The following is a 22,460-nucleotide window of genomic DNA, read 5'->3' as shown; positions in this document are numbered from 1 at the left end:
GACCCCATCTATAAATACATAATTATCATTGTCTGACACTCATCATAATGTCATACAACTTCATAATTATCGAACCAAGGTATACACATACCTGAGGTCCTTACATTATTACATCAAAATTAAAACAAATCATACTAAGACTCTTCTAATTCTAGCAATTGGAATTGTATTTAAGTATTTGAACTTTCATATTCAATACATACTAAAATGAGAATCATCACAAGACTTTGTCTTAGCTTATTATTAATAACATCCATTTCACTTTATACTAATGCAGAAAACAACACCACGACCATTAAGGGGAAAGTTATTGATATTACAAGCAATGAACCCGTATCCTTTGCCAATGTTGCCCTTGAAGGAACATCGATTGGGGCGGTCACCAATTTTGAAGGGGAATTTGAGATAATAAATGTACCCGCCGGAAATTATCATGTCATCGCAAGTTGCGTAGGATATCGAGCTGACAAACAAGAATTCGCTGTAAAACTTGGACAAGCCAATACGCTTACATTCAAAATGAATGAAGATTTCATTGGTCTCGATCAGGTCGTGGTTACGGCTGACCGCAATCAGATATCACGTAAAGATGCCCCCGTTGTTGTCAACTCAATTGGAACCAAATTGCTCGAAAATACAGCCGCTTCAACCATGGCTGATGGTCTGATGTTTTCACCTGGTCTACGAGTTGAGAATGATTGCAACAACTGCGGATTCTCACAAGTTAGAATGAACGGCCTCGAAGGTCCCTACACACAAATCCTTATTAATTCACGCCCTATATTTAGTGGTCTGGCAGGAGTTTATGGACTAGAGCACATTCCACCAAGTATGATTCAACGTATTGAGGTTGTACGTGGCGGTGGTTCGGCTCTTTTTGGTGGAAACGCCATCGCGGGAACCATCAATGTTATCACTAAAGACCCGGTTAACAATTCATTTAAAGTCGGTGCCAAATACAGCAGCGTAGGCACGGGTGTAAAAGCCAGCGATAAACCTGCCGGGGATATTCTTGTCGATTTTAATGCTTCTGTCGTTTCGGAAGATAAGCAATCAGGCATCTTTCTTTTTGGAATGAAACGCAACAAAGATGCCTGGGATGCCAATAAGGATGGCTTCTCTGACATCGTAAAACTAAAGAACTTAAGTGCCGGGTTCAATGCCTTCCATCGTTTAAGCGATTTGTCAAAATTAAGTTTGGAATACCACGTTGTTGATGAATTTCGTAGAGGTGGTGATCAATTGGAATTACCCGCTCACATGTCGCTTATTGCCGAACAAGTTGAACACAACATTAATTCAGGGAGTATCACTTTAGATCAATTTTTCTCAGAAGAGAGAGTTAACAAACTTTCGGTATATGCATCGGCTCAACATATTGACAGATCGTCGTATTATGGCGCTGCTCAATTGAAAGATGATGCCGGATTTGATTTGCCTCAGCCCATTTACGATAACAGTGCCTATGGTGCGACTCAGGATTTGGCCATATCTGCAGGTGTGCAATTCTTCAGCCATTCCGACAATTTACTTTTTGCTCCTGCCGATATCACTTTAGGTTTTGAAAACGTATATAATAAGCTCAAGGATAAAAAGCTTTCATATATGGATTATAGCACAAATACCATTGAACCAACTACCATTATTGCCAACCAGAGTTCAAACACCATAGGCGCATATGCTCAATCGAAGTGGGATTTGGGTTTTGCAAACTTCCTTATAGGCGCTCGAATGGATGCATATAAAATCAAAAATAGTGTTGATCATTCTGAAATCAACAACACGGTGATCAGCCCAAGAGCCAATATTCTATTCAAATTGGATGAGGATATGCAGTTGCGTTTGAGCTATGCCAGGGGTTTCCGCGCCCCTCAGATTTTTGATGAAGATTTGCATATTGAAGCTTCAGCTGCGCGTCGTGTGATTCATAAATTATCCGAAAACTTAAAAGCAGAGTCTTCAAACTCTTACACCGTATCTTATGATATCGACAAGAGTTTTGGCAAAGTACAAACCTATTTCCTGGCTGAAGGTTTTTATACCGATTTAAACGACTCTTTCGTTAATGAATACAGTACCAATGACGAAAATGGGAATCTGATTTCGTATCGTAAAAATTCAAAGGGTGCCATCGTAAAAGGCGTAAATCTTGAGTTTAAAGTCGCTCCATCATACAAACTCGATTTCCAAATGGGTATGACTTTGCAATCAAGCAAGTACAAAGAAAAGATTGAGCAGGGCGATTTAACAGAAATCAAAATGGATAAGATGCTGAGAACACCAAGCCATTACGGCTACTTCGCTATGAACTGGAAACCTCTGCACGAATTTACAACAACAATTTCAGGAAACTATTCCGGATCAATGGATCTGATTCATTTCGGGGTTAAAAAAGATGCCAATGGTCTGGCTATCGGCGATCAACTCACAAAGAGTGGTGAATTTATGGATATAGGTATCAACTTTGCTTACCACTTCGATTTAGGTGGCGATGTAAAACTGGAATTTGACTTGGGAGTGAAAAACATCTTCAATTCATTCCAGGACGATTTCGACAAAGGAGCTTATCGCGATGCCAGCTGGATTTATGGCCCACTAAACCCACGTACCATTCATTTTGGAATAAAGTTAGGTAACCTACTATAAACAATTAGTGATTCTATCGGTTAGAGTCCGGCGGAGTATAAACTTTAGGGTTTTACTCCGCTTTTTTATTCACCTTGTCCCTTGTTATTTAGATTTAGAAGCCAACATTTCTTTTTATAAATTGCGAGCTATAATCAATTATCCTAAAAATGTTAAAGAAATCAATCCTTCTGCTATCAGTTCTGTATTTCACCTCCTGTGCCGAACTACAAACCGTCGTTAACGAATATGCCATCGAACAAAACAAACCTCTGACTTCGTTTGATGTATCGCAAGGCTTAAAAGAGGCACTGGTAATAGGTAGTGAACAGGCATCGAAAGTCCTATCCGCACAAGATGGTTTCTACAAGGATGAACTTGTGAAAATACTATTACCGCCCGAGGCTAAAAGCATCACCAAACATATTAAAATGATTCCCGGAGGACAGGATCTGGTTGACAAAGTTGTGCTCAGACTCAATCGCGCGGCTGAAGATGCCGTTGCAGAAGCCACACCAATTTTTGTCACTGCAATTTCTGAAATGACGATTCAGGATGCTTTTGGTATACTAAAAGGCGATAAAAATGCAGCAACCATCTATTTAAAAAACAAGAGTTACGCCAAACTGAAAGAACTTTTTTTGCCTAAAGTAAAAAATTCACTTGATAAAAAACTGATTGCTAATCTATCTACAACAGAATCCTGGAACTTGCTTACAAAATCATACAATCAAGTTGCTCAAAGTTTTGTTGGACAGCTGGCAGATCTCAAAACGGTCAACTCCCAACTCGACGACTATGTAACCAACAAGGCCCTTGATGCCCTCTTCTTAAAAGTAGCTGAGGAAGAATTGCAAATTAGAAAAGATCCCATGAAACGGGTTAGCTCTATTTTGAAAAGAGTCTTTAGTGAACAAGACTAGAAAAAACAAAAGGCAGATCCCTACAGATCTGCCTTTCTCAACTAAACCTAAACCAACCTTAATTTACAATCACTTCTCCATTGTAAGCTTTATTTAAAGCATCAGATAACCAGCTTGGTTTTCCAAAACCATTACCCGCTCCTGTTGCATTGGCATTTTCAGTAAATGATAAACCTGCAGCAGCTTTCTCTGTATTACCTGCTCCCATTTGATCAAATTTCACATTCGTGATCACAATATCATCCGCAGCAATTCGATCTGCAGCATCTGTATCACTTGAGGAAACATAGAAATAAGCCTGTCCTTTATTATCAGCTAAACCACCAATCACGATATTATCAATATTCATTTTACCAGCGCCTTCTTTCAAATAAAATGGCTTCTCACCCATTCCAAAAACCGATAGGTTTTTCAATGTCGCATGGGTCATTGGTGTGGCAGCCCCATTATCACCATTATTAGAACCTTCGATTCCTGATTTAGCTGAGTTAATTGACATCCAGTTCATTCCTGTTCCAGACCAACCATCAGCAAAATCGATTCCATCGTCACCACTTTCGAATGAAAGTAAGTAAGAGGCATCAACAGTTCCTCCAAAAAACTCCATACCATCATCACCACCTTTATATGAAACAACATACTCAACAGTCGTTCCAGATCCCACTCCGAAAAGTGATAATCCATTAAACTCCTTCTCGTTGGTATACTTATAACCCGTATATTCCAAACGCAGGTAAGAAATTTTCCCGGAATTATCATCGGCCACATCACCACCGTAAGATAAACCAGATACTTCAGCTCCGGCACTACCTGCATCCGCTTTATTGGTTGGTGCTTTCCCACAAACAACCAAACCTCCCCAAGCTTCAGCTTCCGTTTTTTCACAGGTCATCACAACCGGAGCATCAGCCGTTCCGTTCACAAATATTTTAGCTCCCTGCTCAACAGCAATATAACGCACATCCGTATCGTTAGCGCTAACTTCGGAAGCAATGATCACTGTTCCGGCAGGAATCGTTAAACTCGCACCTTCTTTAACAACAACTGCACCGTTTAACATGTAAATCGTGTTGGCATCAAGTGTCATGTCGCTGGTGATGTCACCTTTAAAAGCAACTCTGGCTACAACAGCATCACCAAAAACAGTTGTGTTTGCATCCACTGTATTCAAAGCATCTGACACCCAGTCCGGCTTATTGATACCATTACCAGCTCCCTTAGCCTCAATATTTTCACCAACAGTTAAAATACTCACGGCTTTGGTCTGCCCCTCTTTCATGTCAACAAAATTGGCATTGCTTACAACAACATCACCCGCATTAATACGTGCTGCAGCATCTGCATCATCCGAAGAAGCATAAAAGATAGCTTGTGTTTTTTCAGCTTTCAAACCACCGATTACGATATTATCGATATTCATCATTCCGGCACCTTCTTTCAAAAAGAAAGGTTTTTCTCCCATAGCATAAGCCGTAATGTTTCTAAGCGTCGCATCAGTCATAGGCGTTGCTGCTCCGTTGTCACCATTATTCGAGCCTTCGATACCTGATTTTGCTGAGTTTAAAGAGAACCAATATTCACCAATTCCTGACCAACCATCAGCAAAGTCAATGCCATCGTCACCACTATCAACCGATACCAGGTGAGATGCATTTACGGTTCCTCCAAAGAACTCCATTCCATCATCACCCCCTTTGTATGAAACCACATAGTCAACAACTGTACCCGAACCTACTCCAAACATAGACAGGCCGTTGAACTCTTTTTCATTCGTGTATTTATAACCTGTGTACTCCAAACGCAAGTACTCTATAGAACCTGAGCTGTCATTAGGCTGGTCGCCTCCATAAGCCAAACCCGATACTTCAGCACCAGCACTACCTGCATCAGCTTTGTTGGTTGGCGCATAACCACAAACTACTAAACCACCCCAGGCTTCAGCTTCCTTCACTTCAGAAGTCATGACAACCGGAGCCGATGCTGTTCCTTTGATATAAATTTTTGCCCCCTGCTCAACGGCAATATAACGCACATCAACATCGCTTGCCGATGTCGCACTGGCTACAATTCGGGTTCCTGCAGGAATCGTTAAACTCCCTCCTTTTTTCACGATCAAAGCACCCGATAACATATAGGTTTTTGAAGCATCTAAGGTGATCGCCTCGCCATCCATGATTTCACCTTTGAAATTTTCCACATCAAATTTCACCTCAGGATTTGGTGTTGGCTGAGGATCATCATCATCTGAACAACTTGAAAAACCAAGTACAGAAACTGCCAATAAGGCTAAAAATAATTTTTTCATTTTCTTTTTTAATTAGATTATAAAATGGATATAATATTTACAATTGATCAAGCTCTAAAGCTTCTTTTATTTAGAATGTATAGGATAAACCCACACTTAATTCCACCCCTTTGTTATATGATTTCACGATCCAGTCACGGCTCGCATTTTCTTGTTTCCTCTCAATATCCTGATTCAAAATATTCTTTGCCGATAAGCTCAGTCCCCATTGCTTAATTTTCGATTTCATTACAAAATCAAGGGTATGCATGCCCTTATCCACCTGATTTCCCAAGCTGGAATAACCTATCAAATTCAAGCGGTCTGATACATACGTATAAATTAAGCTGGACGTTATTGATTTTTTGCCCTCAGCCCAGGTATATTTATAAGTCATATTCGCATTGGCAATAAGAGGTGCTGCTCCTTGCAGTTTTTCCTCTTTTTTATTGAAGTTGGCATTAAACTGCCCTTTGGTTTGTGTAATAATTTTATCCTGATCCAACTCCTGCTTGCTGTCCATCAATGTCAGATTCGCTGACAGGTTGAACTTCTTGGTCGAATGTTCAGAGCTTAAAGTCATGATATCTTTTTTCGCTTCAAGCTCCACTCCGTAGAGATAAGCCCAATCGCCCGTATTGGCATACGTAAATTCATTCCCTGCCGATGCACGAACAAATTTGTTGATGGGATCGACAATATATTTCCCAAAAGCAGCAACTGATATCAACTCGCTTGGTTTAGGGAAAAACTCCCATTTTATCTCACCATTGTAATTGGTTGACGGGGTGAGATATGGATTTCCCACTGTCACATCCGTAATTCCTTCGAAAAGGAATAAGGCCGACTCTTTAAACTGCGGAAGGGTGTAGGTAATACCTGAAGCAAATCGTAAATTCGATCTGTCATTCAAGGCATATTTTAGAGACAAACTAGGCAGTACGTTCAATTCATTAAAATCTTCCTTGCCTTTGCCCAGTGCTGTTTTATATTCAATTTTCTGAAACACATGCTCAATACGAACACCAAGTAAAGCCAATAAACGTGGACTCAGATTATATTCCAGGCTAGCAAACCCAGCATTTATCACCTGTTCGCCATCGTAAGTTGAAAGAATAACAAAATCGCTTGATAAAACCTTAAGATCGAATAGCCCTTTTTGCAAATTATCATTATTAAAATACGAATCGATATCATCCACATTCACTAAACGATTCTCCTTAATTTTGTGATTGAATTGTGTGGCTTCAAAAGCTCGCGTTTTATATTTACCTGAGTAGCCAAAGGTCAATCTCCCTTTATAATCTGCATCAGCGAAACCTTCACCAAATTGATAATCGACACTTAAATTTGCAGCCAATTCGTCCTCTATCAAATCGTGGAAATAACGATTGTTGTTGGCCTGATCATTGGTTGCAAAATATTTTTCAGAATCTGTCCCATTTTCCATGGTATTGTGTTTCCTGTCCGGGACGATATTATTCACCTTATTAAAAGCGATTCCCCAATTCAGCCCCATTTTTTCTTTCAACTCATACTTGCCTAAAAGCTGATTCACCCAAACTGTATTTCTTTCATATTCTGATCGGCGAACCAAGGCCCCCACTTCCGCCAAATCAAAAAGAGTCCCTCTCACTTCTCTGAGCATCTGATCAGACGTGTTTAGCAAAATACTATTGAAAAAGAGCTTATTCTTTTTCCAGTTGTAATTCAGATTCAACATACCTGTTGACTGAGTTGTGTAATTATACTTTTCACCTTTCACATCAGCTCTCACATAATCACTCCCATTCACTTTACGTTCAAGATAATCGCTGTAGCTATATTCATTATCGAAAGATAAACTGGCAAAGGCATTTAATTCTGAATTCTCAAACGTGAAAGTTTTACCTCCTGACAGTTTAAATTCCATATTCGGATAAACTGTTTTTTCTTCCGGATTCCAATGGGTCTCAAAATTGTAAGTGCTCAAATCCTGAGGGTAATTGAAATTGTCAAAACCGAAAGCTCCGGGACCATCACCCAAGTAAAACTTATCGGCATCTGCCAAATTGAGATTGTATCCGGTTTTTAAACCAAGCTTTAAAAATGTCTTTCCGGAATGCACCTTTGAAACAATATTGATATTTGCACCCGCAAAGTCGCCATACAAATGGGCTGTTGGAACTTTTTCCACATCGATAAATTCGATGATATCGGTTGAAAATAAACCCAGTTCGATATTTTTATACTCGGCATTATTCGAAGGTAATGGCAAACCATTTAAACTACTTGTGTTGTATCGGTCTCCCAAGCCTCGAACACTCAAACCCTTATTCCCTTCTTGTTTGGAAACACCTGTAATCTTACTCGCGGCTGATGCAGCATCTGAAATTCCCTGAGTGGCTAATTGTTGTGCCCCAATGGATTGTTTCATCACTGCCGACTTTTTCTGATCCATTAATAAAACAAGCGCTGATTCCCGCTTGGCTTTTGCAATCACCACCACATCGTTCAGTTCGACTGAAGAAGCCCCCATTTCGAAATTGATAACCGGAATATCACCTTCACTTAATGTAATACTCTTCTTTGTAACAGTCTCGTATGAAATAAATGAGCATTTTAAATTGATAGTGCCAACAGGAATGTTCTTTAATGTGTAATTCCCATCAAAATCGGTAACAGTTCCAATTGTTGTCCCCTCCACATAAACCGAAGCCCCAATCAGGGTCTCTCCAAGCTTCACATCTTTCACATTTCCGGTAATACTTGTCTGTTGAGCAAACAGCCCTAAAAAAGATATATTCAATAATAAAACTAAGAATACTTGCTTTGTCATTTCTTTAATAATAAGTCTATACGTTCTTTCTATTTTTCATTCACTATGCGATTTTAGGCAAGAAAGACGACAAGCATGTTAAATTCATTTTAAACGAAAATCAACAAAACAAAAGCTTGATGTTAAGAGAACATTAGGAGAATGTCATTTGTTAAGTAAAACTAAATTTCAGATTAATGACCCGGAGTGGGAATCAGGTTTAAAACGATCCTAACAATGAGAAAAACCGAGACTTACAGGAATAAATCGAATGTAAATTCATCCCATCGTCACCCAATTGATGAAAGAAACCAAATATTGGTTTTTGTGATCATTTAATCATATAATTCAAAAAACAAGAGAAAGCAAAACCTCACACTAAGCCTGTAAATAAAGGTTATTCGCTTATTTCAACTCTAATTAGAAGACGTAAAAACAGCATCTTAATTATTCCTTAACATATTGGTAAGTTTCTTTTAATCATTCCAAATAATGCTTCCTTTATTTTTGGTCATGAAAACAAAGCGCATTAATTCCAAAGAGATTAAGGCAAAATTAAAAATCAACAATGCTCGAACAAAATCAGCATTATATACAAAACTTTAAATACACAAATCATGAAAAAAAACGTATTCTTAATCACTGCTCTCCTTTTTATAGGACTAATCAGCCAGGCTGTAAATGTGATAACTCCAAAGGGTGACAAAAACACGGAGACAACTGAAATCTCAACATTAACAACAACCAGCCTTTCGGGCATTGTTTTAGATAATGAAACCGGAGAAGCTTTGGCTGGTGTTGCAATTCGTTTCGAAGGCTCAAACGAAACATTTTACACCGACTTCGATGGCAATTTTAAGATTAATAATGTGGTGCCGGGTAAATACAATATTTTATCGAACTACATTTCGTACGCCGACAACAAATTAAAAGATGTAAATGTGAGTGGTCCTAAAAATGTCATTCGTTTGGTACTTAAAAAAGACTAAGACTGAAGATGAAAAATAGATTAGGATTAATGCTGTGTTTCTTTATTTGTATGCTTAGCATGCAATCATTCTCACAGTCGATAAAAGAAATTGAAGGCTTGTATTACAGCGTTGAGGGCGATCTCTATACGGGAACCTATACCGAGTTTTACGAGAATGGGAACAAGCGAATTGAAATGAACTTAACTGAAGGGAAACGAGATGGAAAAATCACCCTCTACTTTCAGGATGAACAAATTCAGGAAGTTCGCTCCTACGTCAAAGGTTTGATGGATGGCACGTGGATCACATGGAATAATCAATCCGTGAAAATTGCCGAAGCACGATACAAGAAAAACAAAAAACATGGCAAGTGGTACATCTGGGATGCCAATGGTGTGAAAAGGTATGAAATGGAATATGATGAGGGAAAAAAAATAGGGACATGGCTAATTTGGAATGAAGAAGGAACACTCATAAAAGAACGCAAATTTTAATTTCATTATATAGTTGGGGTTTTAGTAGTACTCCAAAGTCGTCTGATCAAAGATTAGGCGGCTTTTTCTGTTTTTAGAACACATCCATTGTATTAAAAGAGTAAAAACTATTAAATTTGATGCCATCATAAACGATTAAAATAATTTAGATGAGTACAGATTTGCAGACAGCCAAGAAAGACAAGATTTATAAAATCGTTCTAATCTCACTAGGAGTTATCCTACTGACCGTTTCTATCTTATTCTTGAAGACATATAGAGAGAACAGACAATACATAGCCGAAATTAAAATTGAGAAAACTGATTTAGAGAATGAGTTAAAGGTCCTTTCTCAAAATTACGACTCACTACAAACAAGTAACGACACCCTTAACCAATTATTAGTTACTGAGAAGGAAAAGATTGACGAATTATTAGAAAGAATGAGAGTATTCAGAAATAATTCATATTTCGAAATTAACAAATACAAAAAAGAAATTGGGACACTTAAGGGCGTGCTTCGTAGCTATGTGATTCAGATTGACTCTTTAAACAGCAAAAACAAAGAACTCAGTGCTGAGAACATTCGTGTCAAAAAACAAATTTCATGGGTAAAAGAACGAAACGAAAAATTGGAAAGCACGACCAAAAACATGAAGGAGCTTATCTCTAAAGCTTCAGCCCTTGATGCAACTCAAATTGTATGCGAACCAATCAATAGAAAAGGGAGAACCGTTAAGAAAATATCTAAAACAGAAAAACTTAAAACAAGTTTTACCTTAAGAAAAAACATCACAATAACACCCGGGATAAAAACAATTTATGTTCGAATCTCTCGTCCGGATGAAGTGGTTCTAAGTAATCCTGAAAACTTGCTGTTTGAATATGAAAATGCGCAAATGGCCTACTCAGCTAAACGTGATATCGAGTTTGAAGGTGATGAACTTGAAGTTTCAATCTTCTGGGATAATGATGACAGCTTGATTGAAGGTGAATATACTTTGGACTTGTTTTCTGAAGGTGTTCATATTGGGAATGCTACCTTCAGTTTGAAATAAAAGAAAAAACAAGATGCCATATCTCCAGATTCTAAATCCGGAGGTATGGCATTTTTATATCTACATGTTTCTGATCAATAGAGTACTAGAAGTAATAGTTTAATAGCCCAAGGTGCTAATATAGCTGTCAACACCCCATTCAGAGCCATACCTAAACCGCCAAAGGCACTGAAATCAGGACCTCGTTCGCTAATACTGGCTGTTCCCAAGGCATGAGCCGTGGCTCCCAAACTGAGCCCCACTGACTTTGGATCCTTAACACCCAATAGCTTCAAATACGTTTGACCGAATATAGCCCCAAATATGCCGACTGCAATTACAAATGCAACGGTTAATGAAGGGATGCCTCCCATTTGTTTGGAAACCTCAATCGCAATTGGAGTTGTTACCGATTTGGAAGCCAAAGAAATTAAAGTCGTCTTTGAGGCGCCTAATAAATAAGCCATCATACATACTGATACAATACCCGTTAGACTTCCAGCTAGCATTGAGGCAATGATCTTCTTGAAATCAGCCTTAATTTCTTCTAAATAACTATATAAGGCATAACCTAAAGCAATAACAGAAGGAGCCAGCCAAAAACTGATCACTTGTGTATTCCTTTCATAATCTCTATAGTCAACATCCGTAAAAAGAAGAAAAGCAATCACCACCGCAATGGTGAGTAAAATTGGATTCAAAAGAGGTGATTTATATCTCAACTGCATCTTTTTAGAAAAAATATAAACCGCAAGGGTCAAACTCACATGTACGAGAGGAGAATTCAATAGTTCTTTCATCGGATTCGTTTTTTCATGATTAACCCGACAACTGTAAGAACCAGAAGAGCACTTATAACTATAGCACCTGATATGGATAACCACTCCTGTTTCAACACATGGTAATGGCACATAATACCAACACCTGCAGGAATAAAAAACATGGCCATATTATTGAGTAGAAAATTGGCCACTACTTTAATATCCTCAGTTTTAATCAGCTTTAATTCCAGGCCAATTACAAGCAATAACATCCCAATGATACTCCCTGAAAGCGGCAGATGACCATAGAAGGATATCAATTCACCTAAAAACCATAAGCCTAAAAATATGGCAATTTGTTTTATTAAAATCATTCCCAAAAGTAGTCATATCTCTATTTACAAAGTTCTTAAAAAAAGAAAAATCCACCCCTAAAAGGTGGATTCTTCAAATGTAAAAAACCGCTTAATTTACTATAGTTTCATTCTTACTTAAAAAGCGTTCGGGAACCAAAGGCCCTAAATCCGATTAACATGGAAACACAACCACTTTCAGTATCTTCAGGGTTCATATTCTGATCGACCATAACTCTAACAATAAAATCATCCGTACTTTCCACGGAGAAATCCCATACCTTAGTATAATCTTCATCTTTATTGTCGTATAAAACATTGTATTCCACATCCAACAATTGAAATCTAATCTGACCCAACTGATCTTCCCCGGCAACCAAAATACGATATTCCTGATCAGCGTAAAAAGTTAATTGAAGTTCTGCCGTTTCTCCTTCAGATAAAACTGTATTATTCAATTGTCCATTAAAGGTATATGGGCTTAACAAAGGAATACAATCCTTCTTGGTAAATTCGTTGCACTGCGAGAAGGCAAAACTCGAAACACAAGTTAATGCTATTAATAAAATTATATATCTGTAAATTTTACTCATCCTTAAGAATATTTTTTATCATTAAGACTTATTAAACAACTCTACAATTCAGTAATTCGAGTTCGAATTCTGTCATTAATAGTCTTCACATCTTTCAATATATTGGGAGGCAGGTTAAGTTTCACCTTATTTCCTATGACAGCCTTTCCTTTCTTTGAAACCAATTTCGGTCTTCCCGACTTAGTTTGACCAATTTCTTTGAATTTTTTATTTAACAGCTCCAAATCAGGTAAAAAATCCTGAACACGTTTTTCATCATCAAACTGCTTCATAAGAGCCAATAAATTCTTCACAGAATAACGTTGCTCAACAATCAATTTCAACAATTCGTCCTGAGGTGAATTAATATCGATGATATTCGTGGCCAAATATAAAGTTTCTATCCAACCACCAAAAATAATAAGGGCTGCTGTACTTCCTCTACGATTTTCCTTCAAGTAACTATCCGAATCCGTGAAAGTCTCAGTAATGATATTTAATAAGGAATCCTGATTTTGTATATTCTTCTCCAAACGCTTAGAAATGGCCCTTTCTCCTTCCTCCGGTATTCCCAGATCACGAGTAAACTTCTTAACAACCACTAAAAACTTAGCTGCATCCTGATATTGTTCATAAATGCGAATATAGCTTAGGTCAGCACCGTAAACCCCCATATTCAAAGCTTTGTTAGCTTGGGTCAAATAATTATCTGAATTTGTACTTGGGTTTAATAAATCGGGGTAGTAAGGAAGATTCATTTTCTGAATAATATCAGTCACCTCTACAGGTGATGGAACATTATAGAAAATATTCTTGACCTTCTTTAAACTCTGAGTATTTACTGCTAATTCCTGCGCTTTGGAAGTATCAGCTTTCGTTTTATTTTGACAGGCTGTCGAAACAAATGTGAAACCCAAGAATATAAAAAAATAGAACAATCGAATGCTAAATCTGAGCATAGTAGAATAGTTTATTGGCATTATAATTTCAATCCAATAAAACTAAGCCATTTATCTCAATATTTCAATTCCTAATCTGTATTTTTTAGTGATTCATAAAAAATACAGATTAATTCTTAATCAATAATCAACCTAACCACTGATTTGCGTAGAAAATCCGGCCTGTTCAACCAAGCTGGCAATCCTCTCTAATTCTGGAAGATCAACCTTCTGCAGTGTATCAACAGGTGTGTCTCTGGATATGGTGTAAATCATAACTTCACGCGGCTGAATTTTTTTCAGATGTTCCAACCATAAGGCAATTTCTTCCTGCGAAGTATTATCAATAGACTTTCCATTATATTCACCTTTTATAAATAAAGTCTGAATAGTAAGATTTCCACTGAATTTTGATAACAAATCAACTGTTCGTTCCAAATTAAACGTTCCCACAGGCTGATCCAAATCGATAATGGTTTGTTCTTTTCCCCCATCCAATTTGAGGATATTATCCTCAACCTTATTCAATGCATCAAAAACATCAGGCTTGTGAATCATTGTGGCATTAGAAAGAACTGCAATTCTTGCCTTAGGAAATATTCTGTTTCTAACCTCAATGGTGTCATCAATAATTCCTGCAAACTCAGGATGCATACAAGGTTCGCCATTTCCTGCAAAAGTGATCACATCCGGAGCCTCAGCTTGCTCTTTCATTTCATTAAGCTTTTGCTCAAGCCTTTCTTTTACAACAGATCTCGGATGAAAGTCGACCTTAAAGGTTTTCTCCGGATTCCAACCGCACTCACAATAAATACAATTGAAACTACATAACTTACTATCGTTAGGCAGTAAGTTAATTCCCAAAGAAACACCCAAACGTCTGCTCTTTACAGGACCAAAAATGATTTTATCAAAAAGAAAAGTTGCCATACATCTTGAATTTTAGAGAAGCAAAGCTATGGAAATATTGCCATATGACAAGCCACACGGACTGATTTTAAACCAAAGAATCATCAATAATACCGAAGTCTTAAAAGACAGCCCATATCCTACTTATAATGAAACAATCAGAGTCATTAAATAATAAATCAGCAGAAAGGTGTGTTTCAATTTCTATTAAAAAAAACTTTCATTTTTTTACTTTTGATTACTAAGCTTTTAGTATATTTCTGTTGGTATTCAATTTTAATTAGAATCTAGAATTTTTATCTTTGCTTTTATGCTAGAAATATCAAGATATATAAAGGATTTATTATTCATTCACGACTGTGTGATTCTTCCTGGCTTAGGTGGCTTTGTAGCCAACTATTGTCCGGCTCAAGAGAATCCTCTCACCAATGAGATGCTTCCTCCATCAAAGGCTGTTAGTTTCAACCGAAATCTAAAACAGAACGATGGATTACTTATTAATTGTTTAGCTGAAGAGGAGAGACTAACTTATTCTGAAGCAAAACGATCAATTGAACTTTATATCGAAGATGTTAGTGTCCGTTTACGCAGAAACGAAAGGGTCATATTTAGTGAATTAGGGGAATTGTTTTACAACAAACGCCATAAATTGCAATTTGAACCGGCTAAAGACATCAACTTTCTTGCAGATTTGTTCGGCATGGAGAGTTTTGAGCTTCCTGATCAGGTCATCCAGGAAAACCCTCAGGTTCGTTCCCTTATCATTAAGGAGAATTTCTGGGGACGGGTTAGCCTAAAACGTAAAGTTTATGCTGCAGTTACCATTCCTTTCTTTTTAGGTTTGGCACTTATTCCGGTTAATCTGAATAATAATCAACATCAGGCTTCAGCTTCTTTCAGTGTGATGGAGAGCAGACCTGACGTACAGAAAACAAAACTGCTTAGCCAAAATGATAGAATCTCTCCAGCAAACGAGTTGGTTAGTTTTGAGCCTCGAATCATTTATGCAAAACCGAAGGCTGCCATTAAAAATAAATCGATTAAGGGTAAATATTACTTAATCGCAGGAAGTTTTTCAAATATCGAGAACGCTAAGATCTTGAAAACTGTTATTGAAGCCAACTCATATCCGGCAAAGATTATTAAGAATAAAAACCTCTATGCAGTTGCTCTAAACAAATTCAACTCAAAGAAAGAAGCCGATCGATTCCGAAAAAAAGTCTTACAAAGAAACCCCAATGCATCTTGTTGGGTTCTACAAAAATAACAACGATCTGTTTTAAAATATTTCTAAGGAGTTTCTTTAAAAAGGAGCTCCTTTCTTATTTCCAGAAAATCGAAGTCAAATATTTCTTTAATAGAGCATTCAAGCTCCATATTAGCGAACACAGATGATACAATAATTGTTATCTTTGTCAAAATTTGAATTATCAAACCTGGTCGTCAGGAATTAAAATATTATAAGGATAAAATCATGAGCGATAATAAAGTCAGAGTTCGATTTGCCCCTAGTCCAACAGGACCATTGCATATGGGAGGTGTGAGAACAGCCCTTTTCAACTATCTGTTTGCCCGTAAGCATGGTGGCGAATTTCTATTAAGAATTGAAGATACCGATCAAACCCGTTATGTTCCAGGTGCTGAAGATTATATTGTTGAGGCCCTGAAATGGTGTGGTATTACGATTGACGAGGGTGCTACTGTTGGTGGGGAATATGGCCCATACCGTCAGTCTGAAAGAAAACCTTTGTATCGCGAGTATGCTGAAAAACTGATCGCTTCAGGTGATGCCTACTACGCATTTGATACTGCTGAAGAATTGGATGCTATTCGTAACGAATATGAAGCGGAAAAGAAAACCTTTACCTACAACTCTGAAACTCGTGGTCAGTTGAACAACTCATTAGCTTTAAGTGCTGAAGAGGTTAAAGCTAAACTGGAGTCAGGAGAGGCTTATGTGGTTCGTTTCAAAATGCCTGTAAATGAAGAACTTCATCTTGAAGATGAAATCAGACAGCAAGTTGTATTCAACACTTCGGCTCTTGATGATAAAGTTCTTTTCAAATCAGACGGCATGCCAACTTATCATTTGGCTAATGTCGTTGATGATTATTTGATGAAGATTTCTCACGTTATTCGTGGCGAAGAGTGGTTACCCTCTATGCCTCTTCACGTTTTATTGTACAAAAAACTGGGTTGGGAAGCTGCGATGCCAAAATTTGCTCACCTTCCTCTTATTCTTAAACCCGTTGGAAAAGGTAAACTAAGCAAGCGCGATGGTGATAAACTTGGATTCCCTGTATTCCCATTGCTTTGGACTGATCCAAAATCACAGGATATTTCATCGGGTTACCGTGAAGATGGTTATTTTCCTGAAGCATTTATCAATATGCTTGCCTTTTTAGGTTGGAATCCGGGAACAGAACAAGAAATCTTCTCTATGGAAGAATTGTCACAAGCTTTCTCATTGGAAAGAGTGGGCAAGTCAGGTTCTAAATTCGATCCAGAGAAAACAAAATGGTTCAATCGCCAATACTTAATGGCTAAATCGGATGATGAAATTGGTCAGCTTTTCACTCAGGAAGTCCTTGCAGAGAAAGGGATTGAAGCCGATCAGGACAAGGTGAAACGTATTTGTGCTATGGTAAAAGATCGCGTTGATTTTATCGCCGAACTTTGGGAGCAAGTGAATTTCTTTTTCGAAGCTCCAAAAGAATTTGATGCCAAAACAGCCAAGAAATCCTGGAAAGCTGATGCTCCGGAATTAATGCAAGAGCTAAAAACAATCCTGACTGATATTTCTGACTTCTCTTCAGCAAATACCGAAGCTATCGTAAAAGAATGGATTACTGCTAAAGAAATTGGCTTTGGTAAGGTTATGAATCCATTCCGGTTGGCTATGGTTGGTGCTGGAAAAGGTCCACATATGTTCGATATTATTGAGTTATTGGGTAAAGAAGAAACTTTATCCCGAATTGATTTTGCATGTGAAACACTGTAACACAATCAATAACTAACAAAAATAGCCTTGGAGAATCTCCAAGGCTATTTTTTTATGCATTTATCAAAAAATCTATTTCTTAGATATTTCCTGTACAAAGTATTTCTTGTGAAAAAGAAGAATTAAGGTGACCCCAATCGTAATATAGGAATCCGCGACATTAAATACGGGACGGAAGAACACAAAATGATCACCTCCCCAGAATGGAACCCATGATGGAAAATTCCCATCAACTAAAGGGAAATATAACATATCAACAACCTTACCATGTAGGAATGACGAATAGCCTCCTGCTTCAGGTAAAAAGCTGGCTACCTGATAATAGCTATCGTTAAAAATCATACCATAAAAGGCACTATCAATAATATTACCCATAGCTCCGGCAAAGATTAACCCAATAGATATAATCAAGCCTCTGGGCGCTTTCTTCTTACAAATATCATTTAAATACCAGCCAATACCGCAGATTGCCACGATACGAAATAAACTTAGAAGAATTTTACCCATTTTACCTTCCAACTCCATCCCGAAGGCCATTCCATTATTCTCGATAAAATGAATGATAAACCAATCATCAAATACTGGGAATTCCTCACCAAGCATCATGTGGGTTTTAATCCATATTTTAAAAACCTGATCGAGTATTAAAAGCACAACAATAAAGAGTGCTGATTTTTTTATTAATGACATGCTATTGTTTTAATGTTAATATTTCAACGACAGGACTATTTGAGTGATCACTCAGATCATCTGAAAAAACAAAATCACTACCTACAAAACAGAAGCCTAATTTCACGTTTATAACTTACAGCCCCGAATATAAACAAAAATGATTGGAAGATTCCTCTCCCAATCATTTTCTGTGTCTTATATTTTTATCAGACTTGCTTGTTCTTCGCAGCTATGCTTAGCGTAGCATGAGGAACAGCGCGCAATCTTTCTTTAGAAATCAAATTACCAGTCTCACGACAAATACCATAGTTCTTATTCTCTATTCTAATTAGAGCAGCTTCCAAATGACTAATGAATTTAGCTTGACGCTGAGCCAATCTTCCAGCCTCTTCTTTCGATAAAACTGATGCTCCTTCTTCAAGAACTTTAAACGTAGGAGAAGTATCTTCAATATCGTTTCCCGAGCTATTAGAAATAACAGCCTTCAAGGTTTCATAGTCTTTCTTAGCTTTTACGAGTTTCTGAGAAATCAATTCTTTGAACTCAAGTAATTCTTCGTCTGTATAGCGTTTTTTTTCAGTCATAATTTTGGATTTGATCCTAAAGATAACAAAAAAAGTATTACACACTAAGCTTTTTAATTCGAATATAAGTTTCGATTCCAGCCTCGATTTCTACTTCTTTTGCATCTGCTCCGTCTATTTTTTCAACTAAACTCACTGATTCTGCCAGAGTTTGACTTCCAATATAATCTTTGTGAGTTGAAACAGCATCATTTATCGCATCGTGCATCGCAATTTCCAATGTAATCTTATCCGTTACATCAAAATCGCTATCCTTACGCAAGTTTTGAATTCTATTGATAAATTCACGAGCAATACCTTCCTGACGTAATTCTTCAGTTATGTTTACATCAAGGGCAACTGTTAGCTTACCTTCATTCGCAACCAACCATCCTGGAATATCTTCCGAAATGATTTCAACATCCTGAAGCGTCAAGACAACAGTCTCATCGTTAACAACAATAGAGAATTCAGCAGCCTTTTCAAAATTTACAATATCATCCTGAGTCATTTTAGCAATCTCACCAGCAATTTGCTTCATGATTTTACCATGCTTAGGTCCAAGAGTCTTGAAATTAGGCTTGATTCTCTTAATCAGAACACCAGATGTGTCGGTAATGAACTCCATTTCCTTCACATTAATCTCAGAAAGAATAATGCCTTTTACAGCTTCCAACTGAGGAATCATACTTTCGTCAAGAATTGGCACCATAATCTTGCTCAATGGCTGACGTACACGAATCTTCACTTTACGACGAAGACCTAATACCATTGAAGAAATCTTCTGAGCCATATCCTGTCTTTCCTCAAGAGCTTTGTCAATAACAGACTCGTCAGCAGCTGGGAAATCTACCAAATGAACAGAATTCTCAGTGTAACGTTTGGTCACAGAATTTAAGTCTAAGAATAAACGATCCATAAAGAATGGTGCAATTGGTGATCCCAAAATAGAGATCGTCTCAAGACACTTATAAAGTGTTTGATAAGCCGAAATCTTATCTGTAGAATAGTCACCTCCCCAATAACGCTTACGACATAAACGAACGTACCAGTTTGATAAATTCTCATTTACGAAATCCTGAATAGCACGACCCGCACGAGTTGGCTCATAAGCCTCGTAACACTCCTCTACTTCTTTCACCAATGAGTTCAGAAGAGAAAGAATCCAGCGATCAATCTCAGGGCGTTTTTCCATTGGTACATCAGCTTCTGAATAGGTAAATCCATCCACATTAGCGTACAATTGGAAGAAACTGTATGTATTGTAAAGTGTTCCGAAGAATTTACGACGAACTTCTTCAACACCATTTAAATCAAATTTCAAATTATCCCAAGGCTGAGCATTGGTAATCATATACCAACGTAATGGATCAGAACCATACTTCTCAATTGTAGAGAATGGGTCAACCGCATTACCCAAACGCTTCGACATTTTATTTCCAGTTGCATCAAGTACCAATCCGTTCGAGATGATATTCTCGAATGCGACTCCATCAAAACACATTGTTGCAATGGCATGCAGCGTAAAGAACCATCCACGAGTTTGGTCCACACCCTCAGCAATAAACTGGGCAGGGAATTTCTTATCGAAATCCTCTTTGTTCTCAAATGGATAATGTTGCTGTGCATATGGCATCGCTCCTGAGTCGAACCAAACATCAATAAGATCAAGCTCACGGAAAAGTTTCTGTCCCGACTCACTCACCAATACGATATCATCAACATACGGACGGTGAAGATCGAACTTCTCGTAGTTCTCTTTTGTGTTGTCACCATCTACATATTTCTCAAGCATGTTTTCGCTCATGTATCCTTTTTCGATTGACTTAACAATCTCAGCTTTCAGCTCAGATACAGAACCAATACATTTCATCTCGCTGCGGTCTTCGCTAACCCAGATAGGCAGAGGTGTACCCCAGTAACGAGAACGGGATAGATTCCAATCCTGTAAGTTCTCTAACCACTTACCAAAACGACCTTCACCTGTTGATTTCGGTTTCCAGTTAATGGTTTTGTTGAGTTCGATCATACGATCGCGAACAGCAGTAGTCTTAATAAACCATGAATCCAATGGATAATACAATACTGGCTTATCAGTTCTCCAACAGTGTGGGTAGTTGTGAACGTGCTTTTCAACCTTAAATGCCTGACTGTTCTTTTTCAAGTCAACAGAAATATCAACATCCAAAGTAGGATCTTTCTCAGTTAAAGTAGAATCGAAAGCATTCTTCACATAACGACCAGCATAAGGTGCATAAAGCTCAACATTTACATGGTTCTTTACGAACTCCTCATCCAACTCTTCAATTTTGAAGAATTTACCCGTACGGTCAACCATAGGTTGCATTTTACCTTCCTTATCGCGGAAGATAAGTGGCGAAATACCAGCTGCCTTGGCTACTCTATCATCATCTGCACCGAAAGTAGGCGCAATATGAACAATACCTGTACCATCTTCAATGGTTACAAAGTCACCTAAAATGACACGGAACGCATCACCTTCAGGCTTCACCCATGGCAATAATTGCTCATAACGAATGCCTTCAAGATCGGTTCCGACGCACTCTGAAAGTGGCTTGTAAGGAATTTTCTTATCCCCAATTTTATATTCGCTTAGTTCAACATCCTTCAAATTAGTATCGAAGAAATTGTTGAACAAATCTTTAGCTAAAACAACAACACAATCCTTACCTGTGTATGGGTTGAAAGTACGCACACGCACATAAGTGATCTTAGGACCAACAGCTAGAGCCGTATTCGATGGTAAAGTCCAGGGCGTAGTTGTCCAGGCCATGAAATAAGCATCACAGTCGATTCCTTCGAAAAGGAAATCACTCTTAGCGTCTTTTTCAATCTTAAACAGACCAACTGCCGTTGTGTCTTTTACATCTTTATAACAGCCCGGTTGGTTCAACTCGTGAGTTGATAATCCTGTTCCGGCAGCCGGAGAAAATGGCTGAATGGTATAGCCCTTATACAAGAATCCCTTCTCGAATAATTGCTTAAGCAACCACCACAAAGTCTCAATATAACGGTTATCGTAAGTGATATATGGCTCATCCATATTCACCCAGTAACCCATCTTCGAAGTCAAATCTTCCCACTCACGTGTATATTTCATCACGTTTGTTCTACAAGCTTCGTTATATTCATCAACAGAAATCTTCTTACCAATATCTTCTTTGGTAATACCTAATTCCTTCTCAACACCCAACTCAACCGGAAGTCCGTGGGTATCCCAACCTGCTTTACGATCTACTTTGAAACCCTTAAGCGTTTTATAACGACATACAATATCTTTCAATGCACGGGCCATCACGTGGTGAATACCAGGCATCCCATTTGCTGATGGGGGTCCCTCGTAGAAAACAAAAGATGGATTTCCTTCACGAGTTTCTAAACTCCTGTCGAAAGTCTTGTTTTCTTCCCATTCTTTTAAGACATCTTTATTGATCTGTGAAAGATCTAAGTTCTTGTAATCTGGAAATTTTGTGCTCATATTTTAATTTTGATACTTAACAAATCATCCCGTAAATCAACGGGTTAAGAAAAAATAATTGATTGACACAACTAAATCAAAC

17 protein-coding genes are annotated in these 22,460 nt (G+C 37.9%); 7 read left to right on the top strand and 10 right to left on the bottom strand.

Annotated elements, in window-relative coordinates; genetic code table 11:
• Nucleotides 1-207 precede the first annotated feature (207 nt).
• Together EV201_RS14040 and EV201_RS14035 are read left to right on the top strand one after the other, a co-directional pair.
• The gene (locus EV201_RS14040; protein WP_130308277.1) at nt 208-2,646 is read left to right on the top strand and encodes a TonB-dependent receptor; all 2,439 of its coding nucleotides are present in this window, start codon (nt 208-210) and stop codon (nt 2,644-2,646) included.
• 149 nt (nt 2,647-2,795) lie between these two features.
• A complete protein-coding gene (locus EV201_RS14035) occupies nt 2,796-3,548 on the top strand; it encodes a DUF4197 domain-containing protein (RefSeq protein WP_130308276.1) in 753 nt (250 codons plus the stop codon).
• 58 nt (nt 3,549-3,606) lie between these two features.
• On the opposite strand, the gene EV201_RS16510 is transcribed toward EV201_RS14035, so the two are convergent.
• Complete coding sequence (locus EV201_RS16510; protein ID WP_207224497.1) at nt 3,607-5,853, bottom strand: hypothetical protein; 2,247 nt, start codon at nt 5,851-5,853, stop codon at nt 3,607-3,609.
• A 70-nt stretch (nt 5,854-5,923) separates the two neighbouring features.
• Nucleotides 5,924-8,650, bottom strand: a complete 2,727-nt coding sequence (locus tag EV201_RS14025) for a TonB-dependent receptor (protein WP_130308275.1) — start codon at nt 8,648-8,650, stop codon at nt 5,924-5,926.
• 596 nt (nt 8,651-9,246) lie between these two features.
• Here EV201_RS14025 and EV201_RS14020 point away from each other — a divergent pair.
• From EV201_RS14020 to EV201_RS14010, 3 genes are all read left to right on the top strand, one after another.
• Complete coding sequence (locus EV201_RS14020; protein WP_130308274.1) at nt 9,247-9,618, top strand: carboxypeptidase-like regulatory domain-containing protein; 372 nt, start codon at nt 9,247-9,249, stop codon at nt 9,616-9,618.
• Between the two features lie 8 nt (nt 9,619-9,626).
• Nucleotides 9,627-10,094, top strand: a complete 468-nt coding sequence (locus tag EV201_RS14015) for a toxin-antitoxin system YwqK family antitoxin (protein WP_242610497.1) — start codon at nt 9,627-9,629, stop codon at nt 10,092-10,094.
• 149 nt (nt 10,095-10,243) lie between these two features.
• Entirely contained in the window at nt 10,244-11,131 is an 888-nt protein-coding gene (locus EV201_RS14010; protein WP_130308273.1) for a hypothetical protein, read from the top strand.
• Between the two features lie 74 nt (nt 11,132-11,205).
• Here the strand turns inward: EV201_RS14010 and EV201_RS14005 are convergent, their stop codons facing one another.
• From EV201_RS14005 to EV201_RS13985, 5 genes are all read right to left on the bottom strand, one after another.
• Nucleotides 11,206-11,910 (bottom strand): LrgB family protein, encoded by a 705-nt coding sequence (locus EV201_RS14005; RefSeq protein WP_130308272.1) that lies wholly within the window; start codon nt 11,908-11,910, stop codon nt 11,206-11,208.
• A complete protein-coding gene (locus EV201_RS14000; RefSeq protein WP_130308271.1) occupies nt 11,907-12,245 on the bottom strand; it encodes a CidA/LrgA family protein in 339 nt (112 codons plus the stop codon). The genes EV201_RS14005 and EV201_RS14000 overlap by 4 nt, the downstream gene beginning before the upstream one ends.
• 113 nt (nt 12,246-12,358) lie before the next feature.
• The gene (locus EV201_RS13995) at nt 12,359-12,817 is read right to left on the bottom strand and encodes a hypothetical protein (RefSeq protein WP_130308270.1); all 459 of its coding nucleotides are present in this window, start codon (nt 12,815-12,817) and stop codon (nt 12,359-12,361) included.
• Nucleotides 12,818-12,858: 41 nt separating this feature from the next.
• Entirely contained in the window at nt 12,859-13,755 is an 897-nt protein-coding gene (locus EV201_RS13990; protein WP_130308269.1) for a hypothetical protein, read from the bottom strand.
• A 132-nt stretch (nt 13,756-13,887) separates the two neighbouring features.
• Nucleotides 13,888-14,664: a radical SAM protein gene (locus EV201_RS13985; RefSeq protein WP_130308268.1), complete on the bottom strand. Its 777-nt coding sequence runs from the start codon at nt 14,662-14,664 to the stop codon at nt 13,888-13,890.
• Between the two features lie 289 nt (nt 14,665-14,953).
• Between EV201_RS13985 and EV201_RS13980 the strand changes: the two genes are divergently transcribed.
• Both EV201_RS13980 and gltX read left to right on the top strand, forming a co-directional pair.
• On the top strand, nt 14,954-15,910 hold the full coding sequence (locus tag EV201_RS13980) for an HU domain-containing protein (protein ID WP_130308267.1): 957 nt from the start codon (nt 14,954-14,956) through the stop codon (nt 15,908-15,910).
• Between the two features lie 207 nt (nt 15,911-16,117).
• Nucleotides 16,118-17,644 carry a glutamate--tRNA ligase gene (gene gltX / locus EV201_RS13975; RefSeq protein ID WP_130308266.1) on the top strand — a complete coding sequence of 509 codons (1,527 nt, stop codon included), beginning with the start codon at nt 16,118-16,120 and terminating at the stop codon, nt 17,642-17,644.
• A gap of 72 nt (nt 17,645-17,716) precedes the next feature.
• Here gltX and EV201_RS13970 read toward each other — a convergent pair whose 3' ends face one another.
• From EV201_RS13970 to ileS, 3 genes are all read right to left on the bottom strand, one after another.
• Nucleotides 17,717-18,334, bottom strand: a complete 618-nt coding sequence (locus EV201_RS13970) for a lipoprotein signal peptidase (RefSeq protein WP_130308265.1) — start codon at nt 18,332-18,334, stop codon at nt 17,717-17,719.
• Between the two features lie 188 nt (nt 18,335-18,522).
• A complete protein-coding gene (locus EV201_RS13965; protein WP_130308264.1) occupies nt 18,523-18,900 on the bottom strand; it encodes a TraR/DksA family transcriptional regulator in 378 nt (125 codons plus the stop codon).
• 37 nt (nt 18,901-18,937) lie between these two features.
• Nucleotides 18,938-22,378 carry an isoleucine--tRNA ligase gene (ileS, locus tag EV201_RS13960; RefSeq protein ID WP_130308263.1) on the bottom strand — a complete coding sequence of 1,147 codons (3,441 nt, stop codon included), beginning with the start codon at nt 22,376-22,378 and terminating at the stop codon, nt 18,938-18,940.
• Nucleotides 22,379-22,460: the final 82 nt, after the last annotated feature.

This window comes from Ancylomarina subtilis (assembly GCF_004217115.1).
GTDB classification, from domain to species: domain Bacteria; phylum Bacteroidota; class Bacteroidia; order Bacteroidales; family Marinifilaceae; genus Ancylomarina; species Ancylomarina subtilis.
Note: the sequence above shows the minus strand (reverse complement) of the source record. Positions and strands in the feature narration are given on the sequence as shown.

Excerpts from the sequence above, each read along its gene's own strand:
- EV201_RS14040 (WP_130308277.1), top strand. The coding sequence starts at position 208 with ATGAGAATCATCACAAGACTTTGTCTTAGCTTATTATTAATAACATCC.
- EV201_RS14035 (WP_130308276.1), top strand. The coding sequence starts at position 2,796 with ATGTTAAAGAAATCAATCCTTCTGCTATCAGTTCTGTATTTCACCTCC.
- EV201_RS16510 (WP_207224497.1), bottom strand. The coding sequence starts at position 5,853 with ATGAAAAAATTATTTTTAGCCTTATTGGCAGTTTCTGTACTTGGTTTT.
- EV201_RS14025 (WP_130308275.1), bottom strand. The coding sequence starts at position 8,650 with ATGACAAAGCAAGTATTCTTAGTTTTATTATTGAATATATCTTTTTTA.
- EV201_RS14020 (WP_130308274.1), top strand. The coding sequence starts at position 9,247 with ATGAAAAAAAACGTATTCTTAATCACTGCTCTCCTTTTTATAGGACTA.
- EV201_RS14015 (WP_242610497.1), top strand. The coding sequence starts at position 9,627 with ATGAAAAATAGATTAGGATTAATGCTGTGTTTCTTTATTTGTATGCTT.
- EV201_RS14010 (WP_130308273.1), top strand. The coding sequence starts at position 10,244 with ATGAGTACAGATTTGCAGACAGCCAAGAAAGACAAGATTTATAAAATC.
- EV201_RS14005 (WP_130308272.1), bottom strand. The coding sequence starts at position 11,910 with ATGAAAGAACTATTGAATTCTCCTCTCGTACATGTGAGTTTGACCCTT.
- EV201_RS14000 (WP_130308271.1), bottom strand. The coding sequence starts at position 12,245 with ATGATTTTAATAAAACAAATTGCCATATTTTTAGGCTTATGGTTTTTA.
- EV201_RS13995 (WP_130308270.1), bottom strand. The coding sequence starts at position 12,817 with ATGAGTAAAATTTACAGATATATAATTTTATTAATAGCATTAACTTGT.
- EV201_RS13990 (WP_130308269.1), bottom strand. The coding sequence starts at position 13,755 with ATGCTCAGATTTAGCATTCGATTGTTCTATTTTTTTATATTCTTGGGT.
- EV201_RS13985 (WP_130308268.1), bottom strand. The coding sequence starts at position 14,664 with ATGGCAACTTTTCTTTTTGATAAAATCATTTTTGGTCCTGTAAAGAGC.
- EV201_RS13980 (WP_130308267.1), top strand. The coding sequence starts at position 14,954 with ATGCTAGAAATATCAAGATATATAAAGGATTTATTATTCATTCACGAC.
- gltX (WP_130308266.1), top strand. The coding sequence starts at position 16,118 with ATGAGCGATAATAAAGTCAGAGTTCGATTTGCCCCTAGTCCAACAGGA.
- EV201_RS13970 (WP_130308265.1), bottom strand. The coding sequence starts at position 18,334 with ATGTCATTAATAAAAAAATCAGCACTCTTTATTGTTGTGCTTTTAATA.
- EV201_RS13965 (WP_130308264.1), bottom strand. The coding sequence starts at position 18,900 with ATGACTGAAAAAAAACGCTATACAGACGAAGAATTACTTGAGTTCAAA.
- ileS (WP_130308263.1), bottom strand. The coding sequence starts at position 22,378 with ATGAGCACAAAATTTCCAGATTACAAGAACTTAGATCTTTCACAGATC.